Source organism: Actinoplanes sp. NPDC021490, from assembly GCF_055562135.1.
The window spans coordinates 24,031-46,576 of record NZ_JBVHFW010000017.1 but is presented as its reverse complement, the minus strand read 5'-3'; the positions used below and the strand labels follow the sequence as shown (position 1 = coordinate 46,576).

The window sequence follows — 22,546 nt, the reverse complement described above, 5'->3', positions numbered from 1 at the left end:
GTCCCCAGCCACCCTTCCGGGCACGAGCAGCGCAGCCCGGCCGTTTGTCCGCTTTCGGGCGATGAACTCCCACTAGTGCGGTTGAAGGGCTAAACTGGTCTTAACGGACGAAGCCCCCCTTCGGTTACTCCGTTCCCCCGGTAAAGGGCCCTCCACGTCGGCAGCGTGGAGGGCCCTTTCGGCGTACGGTCCCATTCGCCAAGAAGGCCGCCCCGGTGCGGGGCGGCCTTCGTGACTTCAGTCGTTCTCTTCGGGTTGATCGATCGGCGACGTCGCGGTGATGCGCCGTCGCCGTCGCGGTGGAGCCCCGTCCAACAGCTCGGCCGCTTCCTGCTGGTAGGCCGCGAGCCAGGCCGCCGGGGTGCCGCTCCGCGCCGGGATGGCCCCGGTGCTGGTGCGCAGCGGAACATCCGCGGACGACCGGGCCGGCCGAGGAGTGGCCGGGGTGGCCCGGGTGGTCGTCTTGGCCGCGGGCGTCGCCTTGGCCGGTGCCGCCTTGGCCGCAGCCGCCTTGGCCGGGGTCTTCGCCGCCGACTTCGCCGCCGCGGCCTTGGCGGCCGTCGTCTTGGCGGTCTTCGCCGCTTTCGCCGCCGTCGTCCGGCTCGTCTTGGCCGGCTTGTCGGCGTCGCTGTCGGCGTCCTCGGTCTTGGCCTTGGCGGTTCGCGTACGGGCGGTTCGCGTCTTGGGCTTGGCCGGCGTCTCGGCGGCGGCCCCGGCCTCCGACTCGTCGTCGGCAAGCATGTCGGCCGCAGGCTCGGACCCGACGGCAGCCTCCGCCGCCGCCCGGGCCGCCACCGTCTGGGCGGCCTTCCGCCAGGCGGCCGGGGCGGGCCGGTTGGCCCCGCCCGCCGAAAGCCGGCTCCCCAGCGACGAAGTCGTGCCGCTGCCGTCGATGCGACCCTGGGCCTGCACCAGGAGATCCCGATTCGCGCCGCGGGCCCCCGACGAGCCCTTGGCGTCCGTGTCCGCCGTGGCCCGGCCGGCGGAACCGTCCTCGGCCTCGCCCCCGGCGTCGGTCCCGCCGGTCTCGGTCGTCGCGCCGGTTCCGGCCTCTCCGGCGGCATCGGCCCCGGCTTCGGTCGTCGCCTCGACCGCGAACTCCTCCGCCTCCGCGGGCGGCTCGAAGTCGGCGGCGGGAGCCCCGTCAGCCGACGCAGAGCCACCGGTAGAAGCTCCGTTGACCAAAGCAGAGTCAGCGCCGAGAGATGCCCCAGCAGCCGACGCAGAATCGTCGGTGCGAGATGCGGCCGGCGCAGAATCAGCGCCGCGGCCTGCCCCGGCAGCCAACGCAGCATCGGCGGCAGAAGCCGTCCCGTTGACCGACGCAGAATCGGTGCCGCGAGATGCCCCGGCACCCAACGCAGAATCGGCGGCGCGACTTTCCCCGTTGGCCGGCACGGAACCGGTCGTAGAAGCCGCCCCGCTGATCGACGCGGAGTCGGCCGCAGAAGCCGCTGCGCCGGTGTCAGCCGCGGGAGCGGCCGCCTCCGTGTCGGCCGCGGGAGCGGTCGCATCGGCCGATGTGAAGTCGGCGGCCGGCGTCGACCCGGCGTCAGCCGACTGGAACGCGGACGAGACGGCGCCCTCCCGCGCTCCCCCAGCGGCCTCGGAGGCACCTGCGTCTTCGGTGGTGTGGCCGTTGATTCGGGTCCCGGCGGACGAACGCTCCTGTGAGGCGTCGCCATTGGCCGCCGGGCTGGAGACCCGGACCGAGCCGTTCGATGAAGGCTGCGAACCGGCGGAAGCCGTGGCCGGAACCGGACGGGTTTCCCCGTTCGAGGACTGCCCGGCTGGGGACGGCTGCTCCCCGTTGCCGGGACGCGCCGGCGACGGAACGATCGGCCGCGACGGCGCCGGCGGCCGGGGAATCGTAGGCCGCGGCGGAGCCGGTGCAGTCGTGCCCGAAGCCGCACCCGGCTCCGGGCGGTTCGGAGCAGTGGCGGACCCGGGGCCGCTCGCGGCGGCGGTTCCCGGACGGTCTTCGTCCGCGCCCGGCTCCTGACGCTGCTCCGATTCGCCGGCAGCCTTGGCGCTCCGGTCACCGGACGAGTCCTCGGTCATGGCGTCGGCGGCGGGGCCACCGAACGACTCACCAGCGGCGGAGGCGTGCCCGGCACCATCCGCCTGACCGGCGGCCGACGACGTGGACGGCTCGGCCCCGTTCGGCTGCCCGGCAGCCGAGGACCTGGAGGACCCAGCCCCACGCGCCTGGCCGCCGGCCGAGGACGTGGAACGCTCGGCCCCGTTCGCCTGCCCGGCAGCCGAGGACCTGGAGGACTCGGCCCGACTCGCCTGGCCGGCAGCGGAGGACGTGGCCTCCGCCTGACCGGCGACCGGAGACGCGGCACCCATCTGACCGGCGGCGGAAGGCCCGGCGCCCGCCTGGCCTGCGGCCGGAGACGCGGCACCCATCTGACCGGCGGCCGAGGACGTCGCCCCCACCTGACCGGCGACCGGGGACGCAGCTCCGCCGGCCCGGCCTGCGGCCGACGACGCGTTGCTGCTTGTCTGGTCGGCGGCCGGGGCGTTGGAACGCGTGGGCTCGGGGGACGTTGCGTTCGGGCGGGTGGTCTCGCTCGCCGCGGCCCGGCGGCGGGCGGTGGACGGCTCGGGAGCCGACACCGGGCGGCTGTTGTCAGTGCCGGATTCGGTGTCGGCTCCCATTGCCGGGCGGACCCCACTGGCGGATGAGGTGGCCGGCTCGGTGCTGGTCTTTGCGGTCGCCGGCGAAGAGCTGCCCGGGCGAGCCGTGGGCTTGGCGTCGGCCAGGCTGGCCGGGCGCGAGACGGTGGCGGAATCGTCGGGCGCGTTCCGGACGCTACCCGCGTGCGGGGCGGTCGGAACAGTGCGCGGCGGCGAACCTGCCCCCGCACGCGTCGAAGGCTGGACCGACGCCTGCCCCGAAGCAGCCGGACCGGTCGGGGCAGCCGCTGCCGGAGACGGCGCGCCCGGGCGGACCGACTTCGACGGGGTGGAAGCACCGGACCCCGCCAGCGCGGAAATACCGAAGCCGGTCGGCGTGGCAACGCCGGGCGAAGCGGTGGCACCTGAGCGACCCGACGCGGGACCGCCTGAACCAGCGGGCGCGGACGAGGTGGCGCCGGCCGACGCCGGAGCTCCAGGCCTGATCGAAGGCGGAGCGTCAGAGCCGGAAGCCCCGGAACCAGCCGGCGCCGAAGCACCGGGCCGGACCGAGGCGGGAGCACCGGACCCGGTCGAGCCCGCAGCACCCGAACCGGTCGAGCCCGCAGCACCCGAACCGGTCGAGGCCGGAGCACCGGCGCCGGTCGAGGCCGGAGCGCCGGGGCCGGTCTGTGCCGGACGGCCGCCCCGCGCGGTGGGAGACGGACGGCTGGGACGGCCGGAGGGCGACGTCCGGTCGGCGGGAGAGGGACGGCCCGCAGCCTGCGGGCTGCCGCCGGCGGATGCCGGGTGACCGGCGGGAGACTGGCGGCTCTCGGGTGGCGCCTGCCGGCCCATGCGCGGCATGCCCATCGCGGACCAGTCCGTGGCCCGGGGACCGGTGACGACCGAGACCTTCTGGTTTGCCATGCGCGGGTCGCGGGCCTCTTCGTCGATCTCGCCGCGAACGGCGCGCGCGTCGGCGGCACCGGCTGCATAGGCCGCCGCCACCACGTCGATCGAGTGCCCTTCCTCGGCCTCAGCAGCCGTACCGGCGGAAGCCGGAACTCCAGCTTCAGCCGTCGAAGGAGACGCCTGGGCTGGGGTCGCGGCGCTGGAAGCAGAGCCGGCGGGCCCAGCGGCGGCCGGCGTGGACGCGGCACCAGCAGCGGCAGCGGCAGGCGCGGCAGCGGCAGGCGCGGCAGCGGCAGGCGCGGCGGCGGCAGGCCCGGCCGCAGCGGCAGCGGGGGAACCGGCCCCGGCAGCAGAGGCCGCCGGCTCGGAGGCGTCCGGAGCGACGGCCCGGCGGCGGGCCGCCTCGGCCATCCGTGCCGTGGCCTGGGCTTCCGTTTCACGTGCACGCACCGGCGCCGTCTCCGCGACCCAGGCGTCCACGGCCGAGGCCTGGAACATCGGGATGTCCCCGGAGGGGGACGTGCGGCGCTTGGCCGGCTTCTCGGGACGCCGTCCCGAGGGCGGCTCGGCCTCGGCGGGGGCCGGCGTGGCCCCGGCGCCGATGAACTCCAGCGGCTCGCCCGGCGCCGGGCCGACCGGCCGGGCCGGGATGGCGGTGGCCGCCGCGTATTCGTGCGGGTCCGGCGGCACCCCGGGCGCGGCGGCCGGCGAGGACACCCCGGCGGCCAGGGCCGGCGTGGGTGGCCAGGCCATGACGGCGGGGGCCGGGGCGGGGCGGATCTCGGCGAGTGTCCGGGGGCGGTGGGCGCCGACCGGGCGGCCGGTGGACGGCAGGATCGGCATCGGCGCGCCGATGGCGCGCATCAGGTCGGGCACCTGGCTGGGCTCGACCACATAGACGATTTCGCGGCGGCGTACGGGCCAGGCCAGCACGACCATGCCGACCATCAGGAGCAGGGTGCCCATCGTGAGCAGGCCCCAGGCGCTCGAGTTGAGCCAGCCGGGGCGCAGTTCGGCCGAGGCGCGCAGCTGCAGGCCGGGCCGGGCGTCGGGGCTCATCACGACGAGGCTGTACGGGCCTCCCCGTACGTCGGAGGGGGTCCAGGAAAGCTGCCCCGAACTGTCCGCACGGCTCCAGATGATCGCCTCGGCCGGCGGGGCGCTGGGGGCCTGGCTGCCGGGGATGATCGTGGTCGCGACCGGCAGCGCGCCGGTGCCGATGTCAACCGTGCGGACCTTGCTGTGCTGGACCCCGTCCAGGTATTGGTGCACGGCGTTGACCGGCGCGACGCCGACGAAGGCGGGCCCGTTCGCGGTGCGGGCGTTCAGCCGCACCTGGGTGTCGCCGATTCGGGTGAACGGCGCGTCGGAGCGCAGCAGACGGTCCACGTCCTCGACCACGATCGCGTAGCCGGGCGTGGACAGCTGCTGGAGCTGCCCGCTGAACGCCCCGCCCTCGTCGCGGTGCTGCATGGCGGCCCAGAGACCGGCGCCGGCCAACAGCGACGGCAGGCCAATGGTCAGCGCCAGCATCCCGAGGATGGTTCGGAACACCCGCATCAGCTTTCTCCCCTTCAAAGCTCGGGCAATACTGCGGGAGACCATACAGAGCCAAATAACCCCAAAGTGGTCAAACCAGCGCTAAATCGCTGATAGATATGACAACGGCCCGGTTTCCCGTACGTGGGAAACCGGGCCGCCGGGACGTCGTTATTTGATGGTTGCCGTGGTGGAGAGGGTCGACTGATCGATCTCGGTCGTCCGCGCCGTGATTTTGAACGTCCACTCGCCGGCTGCGGGAAGTGCGATGTCACCCACGGCGTGGAAGTCGGTGATGCGCAGCAGCGGGATCTCGATCGGCTCGATTCCCTTGCCGGGCAGCGCCGCCGTCGCGGTCCACTCGATCACCGTGAGGGGCTTGTTGTCGGGCGTGTAGGCGTACAGGTGGATGGAGTTGTTGCCGACCGACGCCGGGAAGATGTCGATCTGCACGGCCATCTTCTGGTCGGTCAGCGTTTTGGTCACCGTGGTCGAGGTGCCCGCCGTCTCGGCGGCCGTGGCCGTACGCGGGGGCGCGATCTGCACCAGCGCGGAGGTCACGCCGATCACCACGGCGGTGATCGCCAGCTCGGCCGCGACGATGCGCCGCAGCCCGCGCGGGGACTCCTCGGCCGCCCTGGACTGGACCAGCCGCCGCGAATACCAGGCGAAGCCCAGCACGACGGCGACCAGCCCCACCTTGGTCAGGATCAATCGCCCGTACGTCGTGTTGATGAGCCCGTCGAGCGAGGAGACCTCGATCAGCGCCTGGATGACGCCGGCCACGATCAACGCCGCGACCGAGGTGGCGGCCCAGCGCGACCAGATCGGCAGGATCGCCCCGAGCTCGCGCTGATCGGCCTTGCGGAGCAGGAAGCCGACCAGCATGACCAGGCCGCCGAGCCAGACCGACATGGCGGCGAGGTGGATCGCGTCGACCACCACCGACACGCCGGCCACCGGGGAGGCGGTCGGGTGCCCGGTCAGCGGCCAGGTCGCGATGGCGGCCACGCCGAGCACGCCGAGCAGGGCCAGGTCGGTCTTGGAGTCGGCGCCCGAGCCGCGCAGCATGGGCCGCAGCAGCAGCGCGGCGGCGCAGATCACGCCCAGGCGGACCAGCATGATCGCGCCGAACGTGCTGCCCAGCACGTCTCGGAGGTCGCCCACCCGGACGTCGAAGAGCCCCGACCCGGTGGAGTAGGGCGCCTGCAGCCAGATGGCGAGCAGCGTGCTCCCGAGGATCAGGCCGATGCCGGTCCAGACGAGCCGGCCCGCTCCCGTACGGCTGAGCCGGTGCGGCCAGAGCAGCGCGAGCACCAGCGTGGGCCCGATCAGCAGCACCAGCCCGGCGTAGCCGAGGTATTTGCCGATCGGGATGAGCGTACGCACCAGCGGGTCGACCTTGGAGTCGTCGATCGTCGCGGTGGGCGGGGCCGACGCCGCGCCGACGGAGTAGGTCATGCTGCCGCCGACGGGGTGGCTGTCGGCCGAGAGCACCCGATAACTGACCAGGTAGGTCCCCCGGCCGCCGCCCGATCGCAGCGGGATGGTCACGGCGCCGCCGTCGACGCTGGGGTCGCCCTGGTCGGCACGGGAGCCGTCCGGCGCGAGCACCTGGATCTTGCCCGAGAGCAGCTGGACCGACTCGCTGAAGTTCAGCGTGATCTTGTTCGGCGCGTCGGGCACGATCGTGCCGTTGCCGGGGTCGCTGTTGACCAGCACGGCGTGCGCGCTGGCCGGGGCGGCCGGACCGAGCAGCACCGCGAAAAACCCGACCAGCAGCCCGGCAAGTGCCGCCATAGCCCGACAAATCCGGCGACGGTCAACAATCATGCTCGTCATGCTGCCCGATCCGTTCCACTCATGCCCACTGCGGGTGCTGGGCTCGACCGGCTTCCGGGTTCTCGCGAGCCGGGGGCGTACGATGCTGGGCCATGGACGGCCTGGACGAAATCACCTCGCTCGCCCTCGCCGCCCGCGCGGGGGACGCGGCCGCGACGGCGGCGTTCGTCCGCGCCACCCAGGCCGAGGTCTGGCGCTTCACGGCGGCCCTGGTCGACCCGGGCGCGGCCGACGACCTCACGCAGGACACCTATCTGCGCGCCTTCAAGGCCCTGCCCGCGTTCGAGGCCCGTTCGACCGCCCGCACGTGGCTGCTCGGCATCGCCCGCCGCACCTGCGCCGACCACCTGCGCTCGGTGGTCCGCCGCCGCCGGCTCGACGCCCGCCTGGCCGCCGAGGCGTGGACGGCGTCACCCTCGCCCGACCCGGCGCAGCGGCTCACCACGGCCGACCTGCTCGGCCGGCTGAGCGAGGAAAGGCGTACGGCGTTCGTGCTGACACAGGTCCTTGGACTCTCGTATGCCGAGGCGGCCGAGGTGGAGGATGTTCCGGTCGGGACCATCCGGTCCCGTGTCGCGCGCGCCCGGGACGAGCTGGTGACCGCGGTGTCGCAGGCTCGCGCGGTGTAATCAGCCACTTCCCAGCCAAACCACAGCACACTTGTGGGAACCGGCGGCACAGTGGCATCGACTAATCGGGCGTGACCATGGACTTGAGGCAGCGGCCTTCCCGGCTTGTGGCGGCCTGGCCCTGGATCTCCACACTCGCGCGTCTGGGCCTGGCGGCGGTCTTTTTGATCGCCGGCGGGCTCAAGGTGACCGACCTGGCCGCCTCGGCGCGCGCGGTGAACGCGTACGACGTGATGTCCTACGACACCGCCAAGGTGATCGGGGCCGTCCAGCCGTTCCTGGAGATCGCACTGGGCCTGCTGCTGCTGATCGGCATCGCCACCCGGCTCAGCGCGGCCATCGCCGCGGTGCTGCTGGTGATCTTCATCGCCGGCATCGTCTCGGCCTGGGCGCGCGGGCTGCAGATCGACTGCGGCTGTTTCAGCAAGGGCGGGGAACTGACCGGCGGGCGCACCGCGCAGTACGGCCTGGACATCCTGCGCGACGTGGGGTTCCTCGCGCTGGCAGGCATTCTGTTGTGGAAGCCGAAGTCGAAGTTCTCGGTCGACGGGCTTTTGATGGGGGATCGATGAGCAAGGGCAACCGGGCACGGGACACCGCGGCGGCGAAGCGGATCGTCGAGCAGCAGAAAGCGGCCGAGCGCCGCCGGCGGGTGACGATCTGGACCTCGGCCGGCGTCGTGGCCGTGCTGCTGATCGCGGGTCTGATCGGCTGGGGCGTGCTCGCCGGCCAGGAGAAGGAGACCAGCGCCTCGCAGGTCAGCACGCCCAGCGGCGCGGTCGACGACGGCACGGCGTTCGCGGTCGGCACCGGCCCGGTCACGGTCGACATCTACGAGGACTTCATGTGCCCGATCTGCCACGAGTTCGAGCGGCAGACCGGTCCGGCGATCACGCAGATGGTCACCGACAAGAAGGTGACCGTGCGCTATCACCCCGTGTCCATCCTGGATCGCGCGTCCAACGGCACGCAGTATTCGACCAGGTCGGCCGGGGCGGCGGCGGCCGCGGCGGTGGACGGCAAGTTCCTCGAGTACCACAACGTGCTCTTCGAGAACCAGCCGGCCGAGAACACCGACGGCCTGAGCAACGAGAAGCTGATCGAACTCGGTCGGGGTGTGGGGCTCGGCGACACGTTCGCCACGGCGGTCACCAGCGGGAAGTACAACTCGTGGGCCACCAAGGTCACCGAGACGTTCTCGTCGCGCGACTTCACCGGCACGCCGACGATCGTGGTCAACGGCAAGCAGGTCGAAGGGCCGAACAACACGCTGCCGACCACCGAGATCTTCACCCAGGCGGTCACGGCGGCCGCCGGGTGAGACGTCTCGCCCTGCTCGTGGCGGTGGCCGGTGCGGTGCTCGCGCCGGCCACGCCCGCGTTCGCGCACGGCGGCGACATCCCGGGCGCCACCGCGTACCGGACCGAGGTCGACTCGATCACGCTGGACGGTGTGCGGGCGCGCACGGTCGAGGCGGGCGCGCGGCTCGAGCTGACCAACGACACCGGCCGGGCGGTCGAGATCCTCGGATACTCCGGCGAGCCGTATCTCGACGTGCGGCCCGACGGCACCTGGCAGAACGTGAACTCGCCGGCGGCGTACCTCAACGAGACCCTCGCCTTCGAGGCGACCCTGCCCGCGAACGCCGACCCGACCGCGCCGCCGGCCTGGCGCAAGATCTCGGATTCGACGACCGTGCGCTGGCACGACCAGCGCACCCAGTGGTTGAGCGGCGCTCGGCCACCGCAGGCCGTCGCCGACCCGTCCCGCAGCCATCGTCTGCGCGACTGGACCGTGCCGCTGCGCACCCAGACCACGACCCATGAGATCCGCGGCACGCTCGACTGGGAGCCGGCGCCGGCGGCCTGGATGTGGTGGGCCGGGGCGGCCCTGGCCGGGCTCGCGGCCGCCGCGCTGGCCTATCGGTGGCCCCGGTCGGTGCGGGCCGTCGCCCTCGTCGCCGGTCTCGCTCCCCTCTCGTACGCGGTCCTGCGCGCCCTCGACGGCGAGACCCCGGCGCCGGTGCTGATCCTGGCCGGGCTGCTGGGCCTGGCCGCGGTCTATCGGCATCCGCCGTTCTTCCTGGCGCTTTCCGGGGCGGTGGTCGCGCTCTTCGCGGGCTTCAACGAGACGCGGATCTTCTTCGCCGCCGTGACCCCGACGGTCGGGCCGGGCTGGGCCGCCCGGCTGGCCGTGGCCCTGGCGCTGGGCCTGGGCGCGGGTCTGGCGCTCACCGGAGTGCTGCGAATGCGGGCCGCCGTGCCCGCCGTGGAACCGGAACCGGCGGCAGCTCTGTAACACTCGGCTGTGTTTCATGGAGCGGGTCTATCGTCATCGGCATGACTGAGACCGTCCGACTCTCCGCCGGTGACCCGGCGCCCGACTTCAGCCTGCCGACCGACAACGGCGACCGGCTCACCCTCAAGGATCTGCGCGGACGCAAGGTCGTGCTCTACGCGTACCCGGCCGCCATGACGCCCGGCTGCACCACCCAGGCGTGTGACTTCCGCGACTCGCTGGGCTCGCTGCAGGCCGCCGGTTACGAGGTCGTCGGCATCTCCCCCGACGCGCCGGCCAAGCTGGCCAAGTTCCGCGAGCGCGACGCCATCACCTTCCCCCTGGTCAGCGACGAGGACCGAAGCGTGCTGACCTCGTACGGGGCGTTCGGCGAAAAGAAGAACTACGGCAAGACGGTCATGGGCGTCATTCGATCGACCTTCGTCATCGACGAGAACGGCGTCATCGAGCAGGCCCTTTACAACGTCAAGGCCACCGGTCACGTCGCCAAGCTCCGCCGCGACCTCGGCCTCGACTGAATCGCTAAAGTCTCACCTTTTCCGGGCGATCACTAAAGGCAGAACCCGGCTCGGGTGCCGAAGACCCACGGCGGCTGTCATGCGGCTTGATCCGCGAGGCGGCCGCCGTGCTGTGCGGGCGGCCGTCCGCTTTTGCGCGCTCAACGTCTAGACTGCGGGGAACGTGTTTGCCCCGCGGGGCAAATCCGGCGGGAGTGGCGTAATAGGCAGCCGCGCGGGTTTTAGGTGCCCGTGCCCGAGAGGGCGTGGGGGTTCAAGTCCCCCCTTCCGCACCCATCGCGATGATTGCCGCATGGCTATCGAGTTCGAACTGGATCCGCCGCTCACCGAGGATCTCCGGGCCGGCATCGTCGACCTCTGGGTGGACGTCACCAACGCCGGCGGGGCGGTCGGTTTCGTCGCGCCGGTCCGGCATGCGGAGGTCGTCCCCGTGGCCGAGGCCACGTTCGCCGGGGTCGAGGCCGGAATCGATCACCTGCTGATCGGCGTCGACGACGGCGAGCTCGTCGCTCTGCTGTTCGTGGTCAGCAACCGGTTCGCGCTCAAGGACCACTGGCGGGTGCTCAAGCGGGTGATGGTGACGCCGCACCGGCAGGGCCGCGGCTATGGCGCCCGGCTGATGCGCGAGGCCGAGCGGATCGCCCGCCGGACGGGGCTGGAGGCCATCCAGGTGACGGTGCGGGGCGGGGCGGGAACGGAGAAGTTCTACGAGCGGCTCGGCTATCGCGAGGTGGGCCGGCTGCCGGGCGCGCTGCGGGTCGGGCCGGGCGACGACCGCGACGAGATCCACATGTGGTTGCCGCTGGCCTGAAGCTGTGCCCGGCCGGACACGCTGGGGGAACGCGTCCGGCCGGGCTCGGTGGGGAACTACTCAGGAACAGCGTGGGGAGCCGGCCGCCAGATCGGCGTCCAGCGGGGCGGGCTGCTGCACGGCGGGCGTCGTCGTGGCCGGCTCGACCAGTGGCGCCGCCGAAACCGTGGTGGCGGCCGGGGTCGGCGACACTGTCGTCTTCACCGGCTTGGGCGTGGCCTTCTTGGTAGCCGGCTTCGTCGTCTTCTTCTTCGCGGGCGCCGACTCCGGCTGCCGGACGACACTGCCGCCGAGCTTGGCCGCGGTCTTCTGGGTCTTGCCGATCGCCAGCTTGATCTTGGAAACCGTGACCGAGTTCCCGTACACATCGGTGATCTTGATCTTGAAGGGCCCGTTGCCGACGCCGCTCGGGAGGGTCCAGTAGTTGAAGTCCTCGCGCGTCGCGTTCTTGAAGCCGCCGCTCCCGGCCACCTTGACCGAGGCCAGCTGGTTGCTGTGGTTGTCGATCAGCACGCTCAGCCAGTACTGCGAAGAGCCTTCCTTCACCCGTACGGAAATGGGCCCGGGAACCGCCGCACCCGGAACCGTCTTGTACGTGATCGGAATGATCCCGTCGCTCTTCACACCGATTTTCTGGAACGCCTTGAGGCTCAGGTCGAGGTGACCGGCCGGGCATTCCGGGCAGGAGTCGATGACCTTGACCCGGGTCTTGCCCTTGGGCCCGGTCACATCGATGTAGGTGCCGCAGGCCGCGCCGTCGGAATACTGGTTGTGCTGGCCCAGCGCGACGAACAGGCCATCGGCGGGCGGGCTCGGGAAGGAACAGTTGCCGAGCGTGCCGTCGAGGGAGAAGTACGTCGCCTTGCCCTTCTTCGCCGTGGTCGACGGCGGGGCGGCGCAGGCGGCTCCGCTGTTCTGGAGCACGAGCGTGACCCCCAGAACGGCGGCGAGAACGACAGCGCCCCCGGCGGCGAGCCATCGGGGCGAGAACAGGCGAGATCCGGTCACGCTGAGGAACCCTGCCGCCGCGCGCCCGCAGCGGCAACTTTCCTAAGACACTCATAAGCTTCCAGTGGCCCGCTTCACCCGGTCGCGTCAGCCCCCTGGCCGTTCACCCGACCTCGACCGGGTCCCCCTGTCGCACTACTCCGGACATATCCGGAATCAGGTTGATGGCGAAGAGCAGCCCGTCGTCGAAGCGCCGGTGCGAGCCCAGAATCCGCAGCGGCTGGCGGCCCTTCTCCCCCGTCTCCTGATCGATGGTGGTCACCAGACAGCGGGCGCACGACTTGGCCGCCCGGAACCCGACGTCGCCGATCCGCAGCCGCCGGCCGAGCCAGTCGTCCTCGGCCCAGGCCGGCGCGCCGCCGACGACGATGTTGGGCCGGAACCGGGTCATCGGCACCGGCTCCTCCCCCGCCTCGGTGAGCCAGTCGTTCAGCGCCGACAGCGACCCCTCGTTCGCGAGCAGCACCGGAAACCCGTCGGCGAAGCTGACCCGGTCATCCGGCCGCGCATGCGACTCGATCGGACGGCCGGTCGGGTCGGCCTGCCAGACGAGCCGGACGTCACGCCCGAGGAACCGGCTGCTCCACTCCTTCTCCGCCACCCGCGCGGGCACCGGCCCCTTGCTCCGGAACACCCGAACGACCTCGGCCGGACCGTCGACCGGCTCGTCCACACTGAGCAACGGCATGCCCGGCGCACGTAACTCCAGCCCACCGGCGCGCGGCATGACGGTCAGTTGCGTGAGCCTCGGGGTGTCGCGCTGCGTGATGCCCACCCCCTCGGCATCCACCAGCAGCCACCGCCGATCCCCGGCCAGCCCCCACGGCTCGACCGGCGCACTGTCGTGCTCGATGCGATGACAACCCTTGACGGGGTACGAGTACAGGGCCGTGATCCGCATCCCTGAAGCGTGACACGCCTGCCCCGCCGGCAGGGGGCACCGTCACACCATTGGCCTCACCGGGCCGTCACCCAGAGGCCGTTCGCCTCGCCCGACCCGGACCCGGACCCGGAACGGCCGTCCGCCGCGCTCGGCCTGTCACGCGGAAAGCACCCCGAGCGTGTGTCCAGCGCCATGAGGCCTGCCGCCGAAAGGTCGTAGCCAGATACCCCCAGGGGGTATAGGTTGCATGGAGGAGGTGGTCGATATGGCGAAGACGTATCCGCAGGGCGCTCCGACCGGCCTGCACGGTGAACACGACAGCCACGGCGGGCACGACCGTCCTGACGGGCATGGCGGTCACGCCGGGGACGACGGTCACGCCGGGCATGGGCCTCAAGCAGGGCACGGCGGTCAGGCCGAACACGACGCTCACGCAGGGCATGGCGGGCACGCAGGGCATGGCGGGCACGGCGGGCATGCCGGGCATGATCCGGCGGTGTTTCGGCGTAAGTTCTGGCTGAGTCTCGCGCTGACGGTTCCGATCGTGGTGACCAGCGAGATGGTCATGGAGTGGTTCGGCTACTCGCTCGACTTCGCCGGCATGAGCTGGACCGGGCCGGTTCTGGGCACGATCGTCTTCTTCTACGGCGGCTGGCCGTTCCTGACCGGGGCGGTCGCCGAGATTCGCGGGCGGGCGCCCGGCATGATGCTGCTCATCGCGATGGCGATCACCGTGGCCTATGCGGCCTCGCTGGCCACCAGCGTCGGTCTGTTCGAGCTGGACTTCTGGTGGGAGCTGGCCGCGCTGGTCACGATCATGCTGCTCGGCCACTGGCAGGAGATGAAGGCGATCGGCCAGGCCCAGGGCGCCCTGTCCGCGCTGGCCACCCTGCTGCCCGACGAGGCCACGCTGATCCGGCCGGACGGTTCGACCGCGGAAGTGCCGGTCGCGCGGCTGCGGGTCGGCGACCGGGTGCTGGTCCGGCCGGGTGCGCGCGTGCCCGCCGACGGTCGCATCGTCGAGGGCTCGGCCGAGATGGACGAGTCGATGATCACCGGAGAGTCGAGACCGGTTTCCCGTACGCCGGGCAGCCGCGTCGTCGCGGGCACGGTGGCCACCGACTCGGCCGTACGGGTCGAGGTCGATGCCGTCGGTGAGGACACCGCGCTGGCCGGGATCGGCCGCCTGGTCGCGCAGGCCCAGGCGTCGCGCGGCCGGGCTCAGGTGCTGGCCGACCGGTTCGCCGCCTGGCTGTTCTACGTGGCCGCCGCGGCCGGACTGATCACGTTCGGAACGTGGTGGGCGATCGGCGACCTCGACCAGTCGGTCGTACGGACGGTGACGGTTCTCGTGATCGCCTGCCCGCACGCCCTCGGCCTGGCCATCCCGCTGGTCATCGCGCTGTCGACGGCCCTGGCGGCCCGGGCCGGCATCCTCGTCAAGGACCGGCTGGCGCTGGAGAGGATGCGCACGGTGAACGCGGTCCTCTTTGACAAGACGGGCACCCTGACCAAGGGCGAGCACACGGTGACCGCGGTTGCCGCCACGGCCGGTCACACCGAGGACGAGGTGCTGCGGATAGCGGCCGCGGTCGAGAGCGACAGCGAGCACCCGCTGGCCAAAGCCATCGTGGCGGCGGCGCCCGGGCGGGCCACGGCCACCGGCTTCCGCTCGCTGACCGGGCGCGGGGTGCAGGCCGTCGTCGACGGGGAGGCGTACGCGGTCGGCGGTCCCGCTCTTCTGCGCGAACTCGGCATCACGCCCTCGGAGGCTCTGGCGGCCGAATCCGGTCGCGGCGCGGCGGTGCTGCATCTGGTGCGGCTCGCCGACAAGACGATCGCCGGCTCGTTCGCGCTGGAGGACGAGGTGCGGCCGGAGGCGCGGGAGGCCATCGAGCAGTTGCGGCGGCACGGCATCGAGCGGATCGTCATGATCACCGGTGACGCGCGTCCGGTGGCCGAGGCGGTCGCGGCCGATCTGGGGCTGGACGAGGTGTTCGCCGAGGTGCTGCCGGCCGACAAGGACAAGGCGGTCGCCGATCTGCAGTCCCGCGGGCTGACGGTGGCGATGGTCGGCGACGGCGTGAACGACGCGCCCGCGCTGGCCCGGGCCGACGTGGGGCTGGCGATCGGGGCCGGCACCGACGTGGCGATCGAGTCGGCCGGCGTCGTGCTGGCCTCCTCCGACCCGCGCGCGGTGACCAGCGTGATCGAGTTGTCCAAGGCGTCGTACCGGAAAATGATCCAGAATCTGGCCTGGGCGGCCGGCTACAACGTGATCTCGATTCCGCTCGCCGCGGGCGTGCTGGCCTGGGCCGGCTTCACGCTGAGCCCCGCGGTCGGCGCGATCCTGATGAGCGGGTCGACCATTGTGGTCGCCCTCAACGCCCAACTGCTCCGGCGCGTACGCCTGGCGCGCGCCTGATTCCCCCGGTCCGCGCGGGTTCGTAGGATGGCGGCGTGACCACCGACAGCCCGCGCCGGACCGGATGATGCTGGTCTGGGTGGCGTCGTTCCCGCGTTCGGGCAACACGTTCCTGCGGATCGTCCTGCATCGGCTCTACGGTCTGCCGGCCTCGGTGGTCTACGACGTGGACGGGGTCGCCGAGCGGCTCGGAGCCGGGTTCGTGGGGGCGACCGACCGGCCCGGCTCGTTCGACGACCTGCGCGCCTCGGACGAATTGCACCTGGTCAAGACGCACCGTCCCCGTGACGCGGACGTGCGGGAGGACGATCGGGCGATCTGCCTCGTACGGGATGGCCGCGACTCGTTGGTCTCGTGGGCCCGGCAGCGGAGCGAGCAGCCCGGCCACGACTTCCGGGACGAACTGCGGTCCATGATCGACGGCACGTACGGCGCCCGCGGCTGGGGCGTCAACGTGCTGAGCTGGCTGCGGCCGCCCGCGCCGCACCGTGTGATGCTGCGCTACGAGGACCTCGTACGGGATCCCGCGAGCGCCGTCGCCGGGGTGATCGGGGCGCTCGGCCTGCCGGTGGAACCGTTGCCGGGGGTCGCGCCACCGTCCTTCGCCGAGTTGCACGCCGTCGATCCGCGGTTCTTCCGGCGCGGGCACACCGGCACCCACCGCGACGAGATGCCGGACGAGATGCACCGGCTGTTCTGGGCCGACCCGGCCAACGTCTCGGCGATGGAGCTGCTGGGCCTGGTGTAGGTGGTGTCCTACTATCGGGGCTTCCCGGGGGAGGCACCATGACAATGCCCGACGATTGGATCAGATCGTTCGAGCTGCAGGCCGAGGCGCAGGTCGCCCGTTCGCTCGAGCTGAGCCGGCGGCTGGAGGCCAACACGATCTCGGCTTCGTCGCCCGAGGGCGAGGTGCGGCTGACGGTCGACTCGTCCGGCGGCCTGGCCAGCCTCGAGTTCGGCGCGCGGGCCCGTGACCTGCCGCTGGACGACCTGGCGGCGCTGGTGCTGAAGACGTCGCGGCAGGCGCAGGCCCAGCTGGCCCGGTCGATGACCGAGGTCGCGGCCGACGTGTTCGGGGCGGGCTCGGAGACGGCGTCGTTCGTCGGCAGCGCCTACGCCGAACGCTTTCCGGAGCCGGCCGACGATCAGGACGACGAGGGGCGGCCGCGATGACGCAGCCCGACATTGAGATCAACTCCGAGGCGATGCGCCGGCACGCGCGCGTGGTCGACCAGACCGGCACGATGATCGACAAGGGTGCGCAGGCCGGGGCGTGGGTGCGGGCGAGCAACGACGCGTACGGGCTGATGTTCGGCTGGTTCGCCGAGCGGCTCAACCCGGCGCAGGACGAGCTGGTCGGGGGCATCAAGGACGCCGCGACGGCCGCGCAGACGCTGGCCGACCTGCTGCGGGCCACGGCCGACGACATGGACATCACCGACGAGAACGCGGCCCGCCGCCTCGGAGGCAAGTGATGGCCGGCGATCGTCCCGAACTTGCCGCGCCCGACGCCGACCGCAAGTGGTACGAGGGCGCCGGCCTGGTCGAAAGCTCGGTCGGCACGGTCGACTCGGCCCTGGGCGGGGAATGGGGTGGCGCCGCCGGCAACCTGGTCGCCACCGGCCTGGGCACGCTGGGCGCGGTCATGGACCCGCTGCAGGCGATCTTCGCGGCCGGTGTGGGCTGGCTGATGGAGCATGTGGACTGCCTGCGCAAGCCGCTCGACGACCTGTGCGGCAACCCGAAGGAGATCGAGGCGCACGCGATGACGTGGCGCAACGTCCAGAAGCAGCTGTACGAGTCGGTGGAGACCTTCGTCGACGATGTGCGGGCGAGCACGGCCGAGTGGACGGCGAAGTCCGCCGACGCGTACCGCCACCGTGCGGCCGAGCACGCCGCGATGGTCAACACACTGGGCGAGGCGTGTGAGGCCCTCTCCGACCGTACGATCACCGCCGGCGCGATCATCGGCGTCGTCCGCAACACGATCCGCGACATCGTGGCCGAGGTGATCGGCGCCATCATCTCCAAGGCGCTGCAGTCCCTGCTGGTCGTGACCATCCCCAAGATCGTGGCCGAGGTCGCGCTGCTGGTAGCCGAGTGCACCGCCAAGATCGTGAACCTGCTCAACAAGCTGGCCCGGGTCGTGTCCCGGCTGGCCGCGCAGTTCACCAAGCTGTCGAGCCTGATCGAGGGCATCGCCTCGGCGTTGCGCAAGTCGGCCCACGGCGCGACGATCGTCGGCGCCTACCGGTTCGAGGCGGCCGCGACCCGGTTCGACAATCCCACGACGGGGCTGGCCGAGTGGGGCAAGGCTTACAAGGCGGCGTTCAAGACGATCAGCGACGGGCACACCGCCGTGCACGGACCGGTGACCACTGTCGTCAAGGAGACCATCGTCAACTCGTCGCGGGCGAACGGCTCGCAGAACGCCGGCTCGACGTTCGACAAGTTGAAGGGCGAGGAGCCGCCGCCGATCGACCTTCCGCTCTGACCGCCTTCCCTTCTCCCTCCGACCGCCTTTCCCTGTGACCGCCTTTCCCTGTGACCGCCGAACGAGGAAGCTGAACAGCCGTGGCTGATGACGCCAAGCGCACGCGGGACGCCGAGCGCATGCGGGAGATCCGCGAGCGGATGGAGGAGATCCAGCGGGAGGCGGCCGCCGGGTCCGAGCCGGAGCCGCCCGCCGGTCCCGAGTCGCCGGTCCAGCCCGGCCGGTCGGGAAAGCTGCGTGCCCTGCTCAAGCTGCTCGGGCTGGGTGTGGCCATCGTGGTGACGTTCCAGATCGCGGCCACGCTGCTGTCGTACAACGGCCAGAACTTCGACGATGCCCGCCGCGTCGGTCAGGCCACCGTCGAATCGTGCGAGCGGCGCGGGCCGGTCGGGGTCATCTACGGCTACTGGGACGAATGCCTGGTCCGCGTCCAATGGCCGAACGGCGTGCCCGACCGCCGCTACTTCGACAAGCCGCACCTCTTCGACGCCGGCGAGGTCGGGCAGACGGTCGAGATCGGCGACAACGGCTACGGTCGCAGCGGCCCGCGGTTCTCCCGCCCCGACTTCGAGCCCCGGCCGCTGCTGGCCACCGTCGGCATCGTCCTGTTCGTCGTCGCCGCGATTCCCGCGCTCCTCGTCGTCTGGCTGCTGTGGTCGCTGCTCCGCGACCTGATCGCCCGGCCGTTCCGCCGCCACTGATCCGCCACCGATCCCGTTGGCTCGGGTCAGGATCGTGAGCGGTGGAAACCCCAGCCGACCAGGGCCGCCGCCACCAGGGTGAGCGTCAGACCCGCGATCGAACGCGGCTTCGACGCGGTGAGCGTGTCCGAAATCGCCGAACGGGCCGGCGTCTCCCGCATGACGGTCTTCAACTACTTCCCGCGCAAGGAAGACATGTTCTTCGACCGCGTCCCGCTGATCCGCGACCGCCTCACCACCGCCGTCCGCGAACGCCCCCACGACCGGACCCCGCAGGCCGCCCTACGCGACGCGGCCCTGAAGCTGGCCGAGGAAAGCCTGCAACCACCGGGCTCCCCCGACCGCATGGTCCAGTACTGGCAGGTCGTCCAGGCCTCCCCCGCCCTGCGCGCCCGCGCCCGCGAGATCGCCGAGGAACTGGAGGATCTGCTGGCAGCCCTCTTCGTCGAGCAGGCGGGGACCAGCGACGCGAGAATGTCTGCCGCCCTGATCACGGCGGCGTTCCGGGTCTGCTTACGAGACTTGGCCACCGGCGACGCCGCCCTCGCCGACGTGAAAACCCGCATGAGCCGAATCTCCGACGCCCTTCTTGGGGTGACGTAACCGCCTCGGGGCTTACTTCCCGGTCGCGACGTAGTACGCCGTCGTCACCCTTCGTGTGGTGATCTTCCCGGTTTCATGGCCGGTGCGTACCGTCCACATCTCGCGTGACTGGTCGATGCCGGTCCGGCTGTCCCGGTCGGCCCAGATGACTCCGCCCTTGTCGCAGGCATAGAAGCCGACCAGATCTGGTGCGGTCTCCTGGCTACCCCAGCTGCCACCGTTGCGGATCCGGCACCGAGCGCCGCTGTCCAGGTCGATACGCATCGGCGCGGGTGTTCCGCTGTAGTCGGCCGGCCCGGTCGGCGCGGCGGCGCCGATGGCACCTTCCATCCAGTACCGGACCAGATTGCGCGTCATCGGGTCGCTCAGGCAGAGCACCGACTGGTCGCCCTGCTCCATCCAGCAGGCGTCGGCCATCGCCGCCGCTGGGCTGCACAAATAGATGTTGCCTTTCTTCGCGGCCGGGCTGGCGATGTTGTCGCTGCAGTCGACGCCTTGCCCGTCGGCCCGATCGACGATCCTCCAGCCGGCCGCGGCCTTACCGGCCGCAGTGACCGGTGACAAGTTCTGGACGGTGGTCCGGGGGCCGAGGTCGTCGAGATAGCCATCCAGGGCGCTGGTGGCCTGCTCGAGTGCTGTGCCGTTTTTCATGATGTTGATATGACTGCAGCCCGCAACGGCTGTGGCGAGAACGAGGTACACGCCGATCTCCGCTGTGATGCCGCCTTCGGCAAGGCTGAGGGTGGTTCGCCCGCCGTTCCTGATCTGCCGGTAGGCGCTCAGCAACATGCTGACCGTAGCGGCCGGGTTGGGGCCCCTGACCACTTGGGCGAGCGCCTGCGTGAGGAGCACGTCACTGGAGGTCCGGCACCTGAGGGTCCGGCCGGTGACACTAGGGTTCCTCTTCCGGGCGACTTTCGCGACGATTCGTGGGTAGCCGAGCTGGCTATCCGTGCCGACGATCCCGTCACCGCCGATGCTCATGTCGTAGAGATGAATCGGCCCGAACTTCCGGTCGACGGTGATGTCGCCGGCGATCTGCGTCAGGCCTATCCCGGCCGGCAATGATTTCGGCAGGCTGCGCGTACACCGGCCGGGCAGCAGCGCACCGTCGCGGTGCACACCGAGGCATACCTGCGCGTCCGAGCCACCCGGCGGGATCAGTTTGGTCTTGCTCCGCTCCGAGAACTCCTGAACGATCGCGCCGAGGTTGGTGTTGCCGAACGGGCTGCCCAGGTACGGGGTGTCGAAGGTGATCACGGCCGCGATTCGACTGGCTGCATTGGTGTTGCCGGCCGCATACACGGAGGCGAGACCACCCATCGAATGGGCGACGAGAACGACTTTCTCCTTCGCGTACGCATCGGAGACCTTCACGATGTAGTCGGCGAGGCAGCCGGCGACCTTCTCATCGGACGCCCACGTGCTGCTGAACTTGCCGTAGTTGAAGTAGTACGGCTGGATCCGCTTCCGGGTCCGGTTCTCGAGTTCCGTACCGACGCCGTGCATGGCTGTACCGGCCGCTGTCCACCCGTGCACAAAGATCACTGGTCGGCGTTCCCCGACTTTGCTGGGCACCTCTGTCGAACCGTCTGCACAGCCGTCGATCGCCGCAGCAGAGGCCGGAGCGGGGGCTGCAGGCACGACAGCCACGGTGACCGCGAGCAGGCAGGCGGCCACGAATCGAGGGAGTTTCACGCGTCCGGGCTCCCGTCGACGAACATCCACGTTTGATCGGTGTACAGCAGCGTGAACGTCCAGTTGCCGCCCACCTTCGCCGGCGGGTTCGCCACGGTTCCGCGGACCTGCGCCGCGGTCGCGTCGAGATACGTGAACGTTTTCAGGTCGAGGCGGATCGAGCCGAGGTCGTTGAACTGGCCGACTGCCTCCGAGTCCAGCGGCTGCCCAGACGGCAGGACCAGGACCGTGCGGACCCGCGCCTCAACGCCGGAGGTCAGCTCCCGCCCGAGTTCCGCGGCTCGGGCGCTGGTCAGACCAGCCGCGGTCGGCGCCGCCGAAACCGGCGGGCCGGCTGACGCCGTCGTGGTCGGCGGGCTGCCCGTGTTGTCGCGGGACCACAGCGCCCAGCCGCCGGCTGCCAGCGCTACGACGGCCGCCGCACCGGCGGCGGCAAGCGCTGTGTTTCGGTTTCGCACGTGTCCGCTACCTCCGGCCGATGAGCGTATCGACCGGTTCTGCGCGCGGGCGTCCCTCATTCGGGGCCGGCTGCTGTGCCTGTTCGGTGCTCCACGCTGTACGAGCGGCCGGGCCAGTCCGGCTCCCATCCGGTTCCTGGACGCCGTCAACCCGCTTACCCACCGGCGTTGCCGAACCAGACCTTTCAAGCCGCCGGAACTCCCATCCCCTAGCGCTCTGAAAGTTTTTATGCATAGAGTGCGTGTGTGAATGGCGGAGGGGTCAAGGTCGGGGAGCGGGTGCTTGATCTGTTTGCCGGGGCCCGGCTCACGCCGACGCAGCGGCGGATTGCTCACTGCCTTGTCGAGCAGGCGAGCAAGGCCGCCTACCTGTCCGCGGCCGAGGTGGCCGATCTGGCCGGGGTCAGCCAGCCCTCGGTGACCCGGTTCGCCATTGCGCTGGGGTACGAGGGGTATCCGGCGCTGCGGCGGGTGCTGCGCGAGCTCACCGCCGGGTCGGATGCCGAGCACGGTGAGGACCACAACGCCATGCAGCTGGCGGTCGCGGCCGAGGCGGAGCATCTCGGGCGCCTGGTGGAACAGCTCGAGCGGCTTGACGACGTACGGCGGGCGGCTGAGCTCTTGACTGTCAGCCGGCCTCTTCCGGTTCTCGGGCTGCGGGCGGCGGCGCCCCTGGCCGGGTATTTCGGGTATTTCGCGAGCAAGGTGCATCCGGATGTGCGGGTGCTCGACGCCGGTGGCACGTCGCTGCTCGACCGGCTCGATCAGGCCCGCGCGGCCGGTGCCGGTGCGATGCTGGCGCTGGTGCTGCCGCGCTATCCGCGGGAGTCGCTCGACGCTATCCGGGAGGCCAGGGCGATGGGGTACGCCGTGGTCGCGATCACCGATTCGGCGGTCAGCCCGGTCGCCGAGCACTGCGATGTCGTGCTGCCCGCCCAGGTCGGCACCCGGCTGGTGTTCGACCTGCACACCGGGCCGATGGCGATGGCCATGGTGCTGTTGCAGGCGATGTGCGACGCCGACCCCGATCCGGTGCAGCAGAGGCTCGAGGCGTTCGAGGCCACGGCCTCGCGCCGGCACATTTTTCAAGCGTAAGGAA

General features: G+C 71.4%; 21 protein-coding genes and 1 tRNA gene. 16 read left to right on the top strand and 6 right to left on the bottom strand.

The window, feature by feature from the left end; translation table 11 throughout:
* Positions 1–237: 237 nt before the first annotated feature.
* Both ACZ3I4_RS35230 and ACZ3I4_RS35225 read right to left on the bottom strand, forming a co-directional pair.
* Positions 238–5,097 carry a DNA polymerase III subunit gamma/tau domain-containing protein gene (locus ACZ3I4_RS35230; RefSeq protein ID WP_465386413.1) on the bottom strand — a complete coding sequence of 1,620 codons (4,860 nt, stop codon included), beginning with the start codon at positions 5,095–5,097 and terminating at the stop codon, positions 238–240.
* A gap of 150 nt (positions 5,098–5,247) precedes the next feature.
* Positions 5,248–6,918, bottom strand: a complete 1,671-nt coding sequence (locus tag ACZ3I4_RS35225) for a copper resistance CopC/CopD family protein (RefSeq protein WP_465386412.1) — start codon at positions 6,916–6,918, stop codon at positions 5,248–5,250.
* A gap of 92 nt (positions 6,919–7,010) precedes the next feature.
* On the opposite strand from ACZ3I4_RS35225, the gene ACZ3I4_RS35220 reads away from it, so the two are divergent.
* From ACZ3I4_RS35220 to ACZ3I4_RS35190, 7 genes are all read left to right on the top strand, one after another.
* The gene (locus ACZ3I4_RS35220; protein WP_465386411.1) at positions 7,011–7,547 is read left to right on the top strand and encodes a sigma-70 family RNA polymerase sigma factor; all 537 of its coding nucleotides are present in this window, start codon (positions 7,011–7,013) and stop codon (positions 7,545–7,547) included.
* 77 nt (positions 7,548–7,624) lie between these two features.
* Positions 7,625–8,119 (top strand): MauE/DoxX family redox-associated membrane protein, encoded by a 495-nt coding sequence (locus ACZ3I4_RS35215; RefSeq protein ID WP_465386604.1) that lies wholly within the window; start codon positions 7,625–7,627, stop codon positions 8,117–8,119.
* Entirely contained in the window at positions 8,116–8,868 is a 753-nt protein-coding gene (locus ACZ3I4_RS35210) for a DsbA family protein (protein ID WP_465386410.1), read from the top strand. Before ACZ3I4_RS35215 ends, ACZ3I4_RS35210 begins: the two co-directional genes overlap by 4 nt.
* Positions 8,865–9,845, top strand: a complete 981-nt coding sequence (locus tag ACZ3I4_RS35205; protein WP_465386409.1) for a hypothetical protein — start codon at positions 8,865–8,867, stop codon at positions 9,843–9,845. The genes ACZ3I4_RS35210 and ACZ3I4_RS35205 overlap by 4 nt, the downstream gene beginning before the upstream one ends.
* A 41-nt stretch (positions 9,846–9,886) precedes the next feature.
* A complete protein-coding gene (gene bcp / locus ACZ3I4_RS35200; protein ID WP_465386408.1) occupies positions 9,887–10,363 on the top strand; it encodes a thioredoxin-dependent thiol peroxidase in 477 nt (158 codons plus the stop codon).
* Positions 10,364–10,551: 188 nt separating this feature from the next.
* A tRNA-Leu gene (locus ACZ3I4_RS35195) sits at positions 10,552–10,635 on the top strand.
* A gap of 20 nt (positions 10,636–10,655) precedes the next feature.
* A complete protein-coding gene (locus tag ACZ3I4_RS35190) occupies positions 10,656–11,174 on the top strand; it encodes a GNAT family N-acetyltransferase (RefSeq protein WP_465386407.1) in 519 nt (172 codons plus the stop codon).
* A gap of 60 nt (positions 11,175–11,234) precedes the next feature.
* Here ACZ3I4_RS35190 and ACZ3I4_RS35185 read toward each other — a convergent pair whose 3' ends face one another.
* Both ACZ3I4_RS35185 and ACZ3I4_RS35180 read right to left on the bottom strand, forming a co-directional pair.
* On the bottom strand, positions 11,235–12,182 hold the full coding sequence (locus ACZ3I4_RS35185; RefSeq protein WP_465386406.1) for an expansin EXLX1 family cellulose-binding protein: 948 nt from the start codon (positions 12,180–12,182) through the stop codon (positions 11,235–11,237).
* Positions 12,183–12,285: 103 nt separating this feature from the next.
* Positions 12,286–13,083 carry an MOSC domain-containing protein gene (locus tag ACZ3I4_RS35180; RefSeq protein ID WP_465386405.1) on the bottom strand — a complete coding sequence of 266 codons (798 nt, stop codon included), beginning with the start codon at positions 13,081–13,083 and terminating at the stop codon, positions 12,286–12,288.
* A 290-nt stretch (positions 13,084–13,373) separates the two neighbouring features.
* On the opposite strand from ACZ3I4_RS35180, the gene ACZ3I4_RS35175 reads away from it, so the two are divergent.
* The 8 genes from ACZ3I4_RS35175 to ACZ3I4_RS35140 all read left to right on the top strand — a co-directional run bounded on the left by ACZ3I4_RS35175 (position 13,374) and on the right by ACZ3I4_RS35140 (position 19,291).
* The gene (locus ACZ3I4_RS35175; protein ID WP_465386404.1) at positions 13,374–13,586 is read left to right on the top strand and encodes a hypothetical protein; all 213 of its coding nucleotides are present in this window, start codon (positions 13,374–13,376) and stop codon (positions 13,584–13,586) included.
* The gene (locus ACZ3I4_RS35170; protein ID WP_465386403.1) at positions 13,562–15,490 is read left to right on the top strand and encodes a copper-translocating P-type ATPase; all 1,929 of its coding nucleotides are present in this window, start codon (positions 13,562–13,564) and stop codon (positions 15,488–15,490) included. Before ACZ3I4_RS35175 ends, ACZ3I4_RS35170 begins: the two co-directional genes overlap by 25 nt.
* Before the next feature lie 67 nt (positions 15,491–15,557).
* Entirely contained in the window at positions 15,558–16,238 is a 681-nt protein-coding gene (locus ACZ3I4_RS35165) for a sulfotransferase domain-containing protein (protein ID WP_465386402.1), read from the top strand.
* Positions 16,239–16,276: 38 nt separating this feature from the next.
* A complete protein-coding gene (locus ACZ3I4_RS35160) occupies positions 16,277–16,666 on the top strand; it encodes a YbaB/EbfC family nucleoid-associated protein (protein WP_465386401.1) in 390 nt (129 codons plus the stop codon).
* Positions 16,663–16,968, top strand: a complete 306-nt coding sequence (locus ACZ3I4_RS35155) for a type VII secretion target (RefSeq protein ID WP_465386400.1) — start codon at positions 16,663–16,665, stop codon at positions 16,966–16,968. The genes ACZ3I4_RS35160 and ACZ3I4_RS35155 overlap by 4 nt, the downstream gene beginning before the upstream one ends.
* On the top strand, positions 16,968–17,987 hold the full coding sequence (locus tag ACZ3I4_RS35150) for a hypothetical protein (RefSeq protein WP_465386399.1): 1,020 nt from the start codon (positions 16,968–16,970) through the stop codon (positions 17,985–17,987). Before ACZ3I4_RS35155 ends, ACZ3I4_RS35150 begins: the two co-directional genes overlap by 1 nt.
* Positions 17,988–18,067: 80 nt before the next feature.
* Positions 18,068–18,688, top strand: a complete 621-nt coding sequence (locus ACZ3I4_RS35145; RefSeq protein ID WP_465386398.1) for a DUF6346 domain-containing protein — start codon at positions 18,068–18,070, stop codon at positions 18,686–18,688.
* A 78-nt stretch (positions 18,689–18,766) separates the two neighbouring features.
* The gene (locus ACZ3I4_RS35140) at positions 18,767–19,291 is read left to right on the top strand and encodes a TetR/AcrR family transcriptional regulator (protein WP_465386397.1); all 525 of its coding nucleotides are present in this window, start codon (positions 18,767–18,769) and stop codon (positions 19,289–19,291) included.
* A 12-nt stretch (positions 19,292–19,303) separates the two neighbouring features.
* Here ACZ3I4_RS35140 and ACZ3I4_RS35135 read toward each other — a convergent pair whose 3' ends face one another.
* Positions 19,304–20,971, bottom strand: coding sequence for an esterase/lipase family protein (locus tag ACZ3I4_RS35135; protein ID WP_465386396.1), 1,668 nt, complete (start codon positions 20,969–20,971; stop codon positions 19,304–19,306).
* Between the two features lie 14 nt (positions 20,972–20,985).
* A complete protein-coding gene (locus ACZ3I4_RS35130) occupies positions 20,986–21,447 on the bottom strand; it encodes a hypothetical protein (RefSeq protein ID WP_465386395.1) in 462 nt (153 codons plus the stop codon).
* Positions 21,448–21,693: 246 nt separating this feature from the next.
* Here ACZ3I4_RS35130 and ACZ3I4_RS35125 point away from each other — a divergent pair, with 246 nt between their 5' ends.
* The gene (locus tag ACZ3I4_RS35125; RefSeq protein ID WP_465386394.1) at positions 21,694–22,542 is read left to right on the top strand and encodes a MurR/RpiR family transcriptional regulator; all 849 of its coding nucleotides are present in this window, start codon (positions 21,694–21,696) and stop codon (positions 22,540–22,542) included.
* The last annotated feature ends 4 nt before the right edge of the window (positions 22,543–22,546 follow it).

Bases quoted from the DNA above. Each gene is read 5' to 3' on its own strand.
- ACZ3I4_RS35230 (WP_465386413.1), bottom strand. From the start codon at position 5,097: ATGCGGGTGTTCCGAACCATCCTCGGGATGCTGGCGCTGACCATTGGC.
- ACZ3I4_RS35225 (WP_465386412.1), bottom strand. From the start codon at position 6,918: ATGACGAGCATGATTGTTGACCGTCGCCGGATTTGTCGGGCTATGGCG.
- ACZ3I4_RS35220 (WP_465386411.1), top strand. From the start codon at position 7,011: ATGGACGGCCTGGACGAAATCACCTCGCTCGCCCTCGCCGCCCGCGCG.
- ACZ3I4_RS35215 (WP_465386604.1), top strand. From the start codon at position 7,625: ATGGACTTGAGGCAGCGGCCTTCCCGGCTTGTGGCGGCCTGGCCCTGG.
- ACZ3I4_RS35210 (WP_465386410.1), top strand. From the start codon at position 8,116: ATGAGCAAGGGCAACCGGGCACGGGACACCGCGGCGGCGAAGCGGATC.
- bcp (WP_465386408.1), top strand. From the start codon at position 9,887: ATGACTGAGACCGTCCGACTCTCCGCCGGTGACCCGGCGCCCGACTTC.
- ACZ3I4_RS35190 (WP_465386407.1), top strand. From the start codon at position 10,656: ATGGCTATCGAGTTCGAACTGGATCCGCCGCTCACCGAGGATCTCCGG.
- ACZ3I4_RS35180 (WP_465386405.1), bottom strand. From the start codon at position 13,083: ATGCGGATCACGGCCCTGTACTCGTACCCCGTCAAGGGTTGTCATCGC.
- ACZ3I4_RS35165 (WP_465386402.1), top strand. From the start codon at position 15,558: ATGCTGGTCTGGGTGGCGTCGTTCCCGCGTTCGGGCAACACGTTCCTG.
- ACZ3I4_RS35160 (WP_465386401.1), top strand. From the start codon at position 16,277: ATGACAATGCCCGACGATTGGATCAGATCGTTCGAGCTGCAGGCCGAG.
- ACZ3I4_RS35155 (WP_465386400.1), top strand. From the start codon at position 16,663: ATGACGCAGCCCGACATTGAGATCAACTCCGAGGCGATGCGCCGGCAC.
- ACZ3I4_RS35150 (WP_465386399.1), top strand. From the start codon at position 16,968: ATGGCCGGCGATCGTCCCGAACTTGCCGCGCCCGACGCCGACCGCAAG.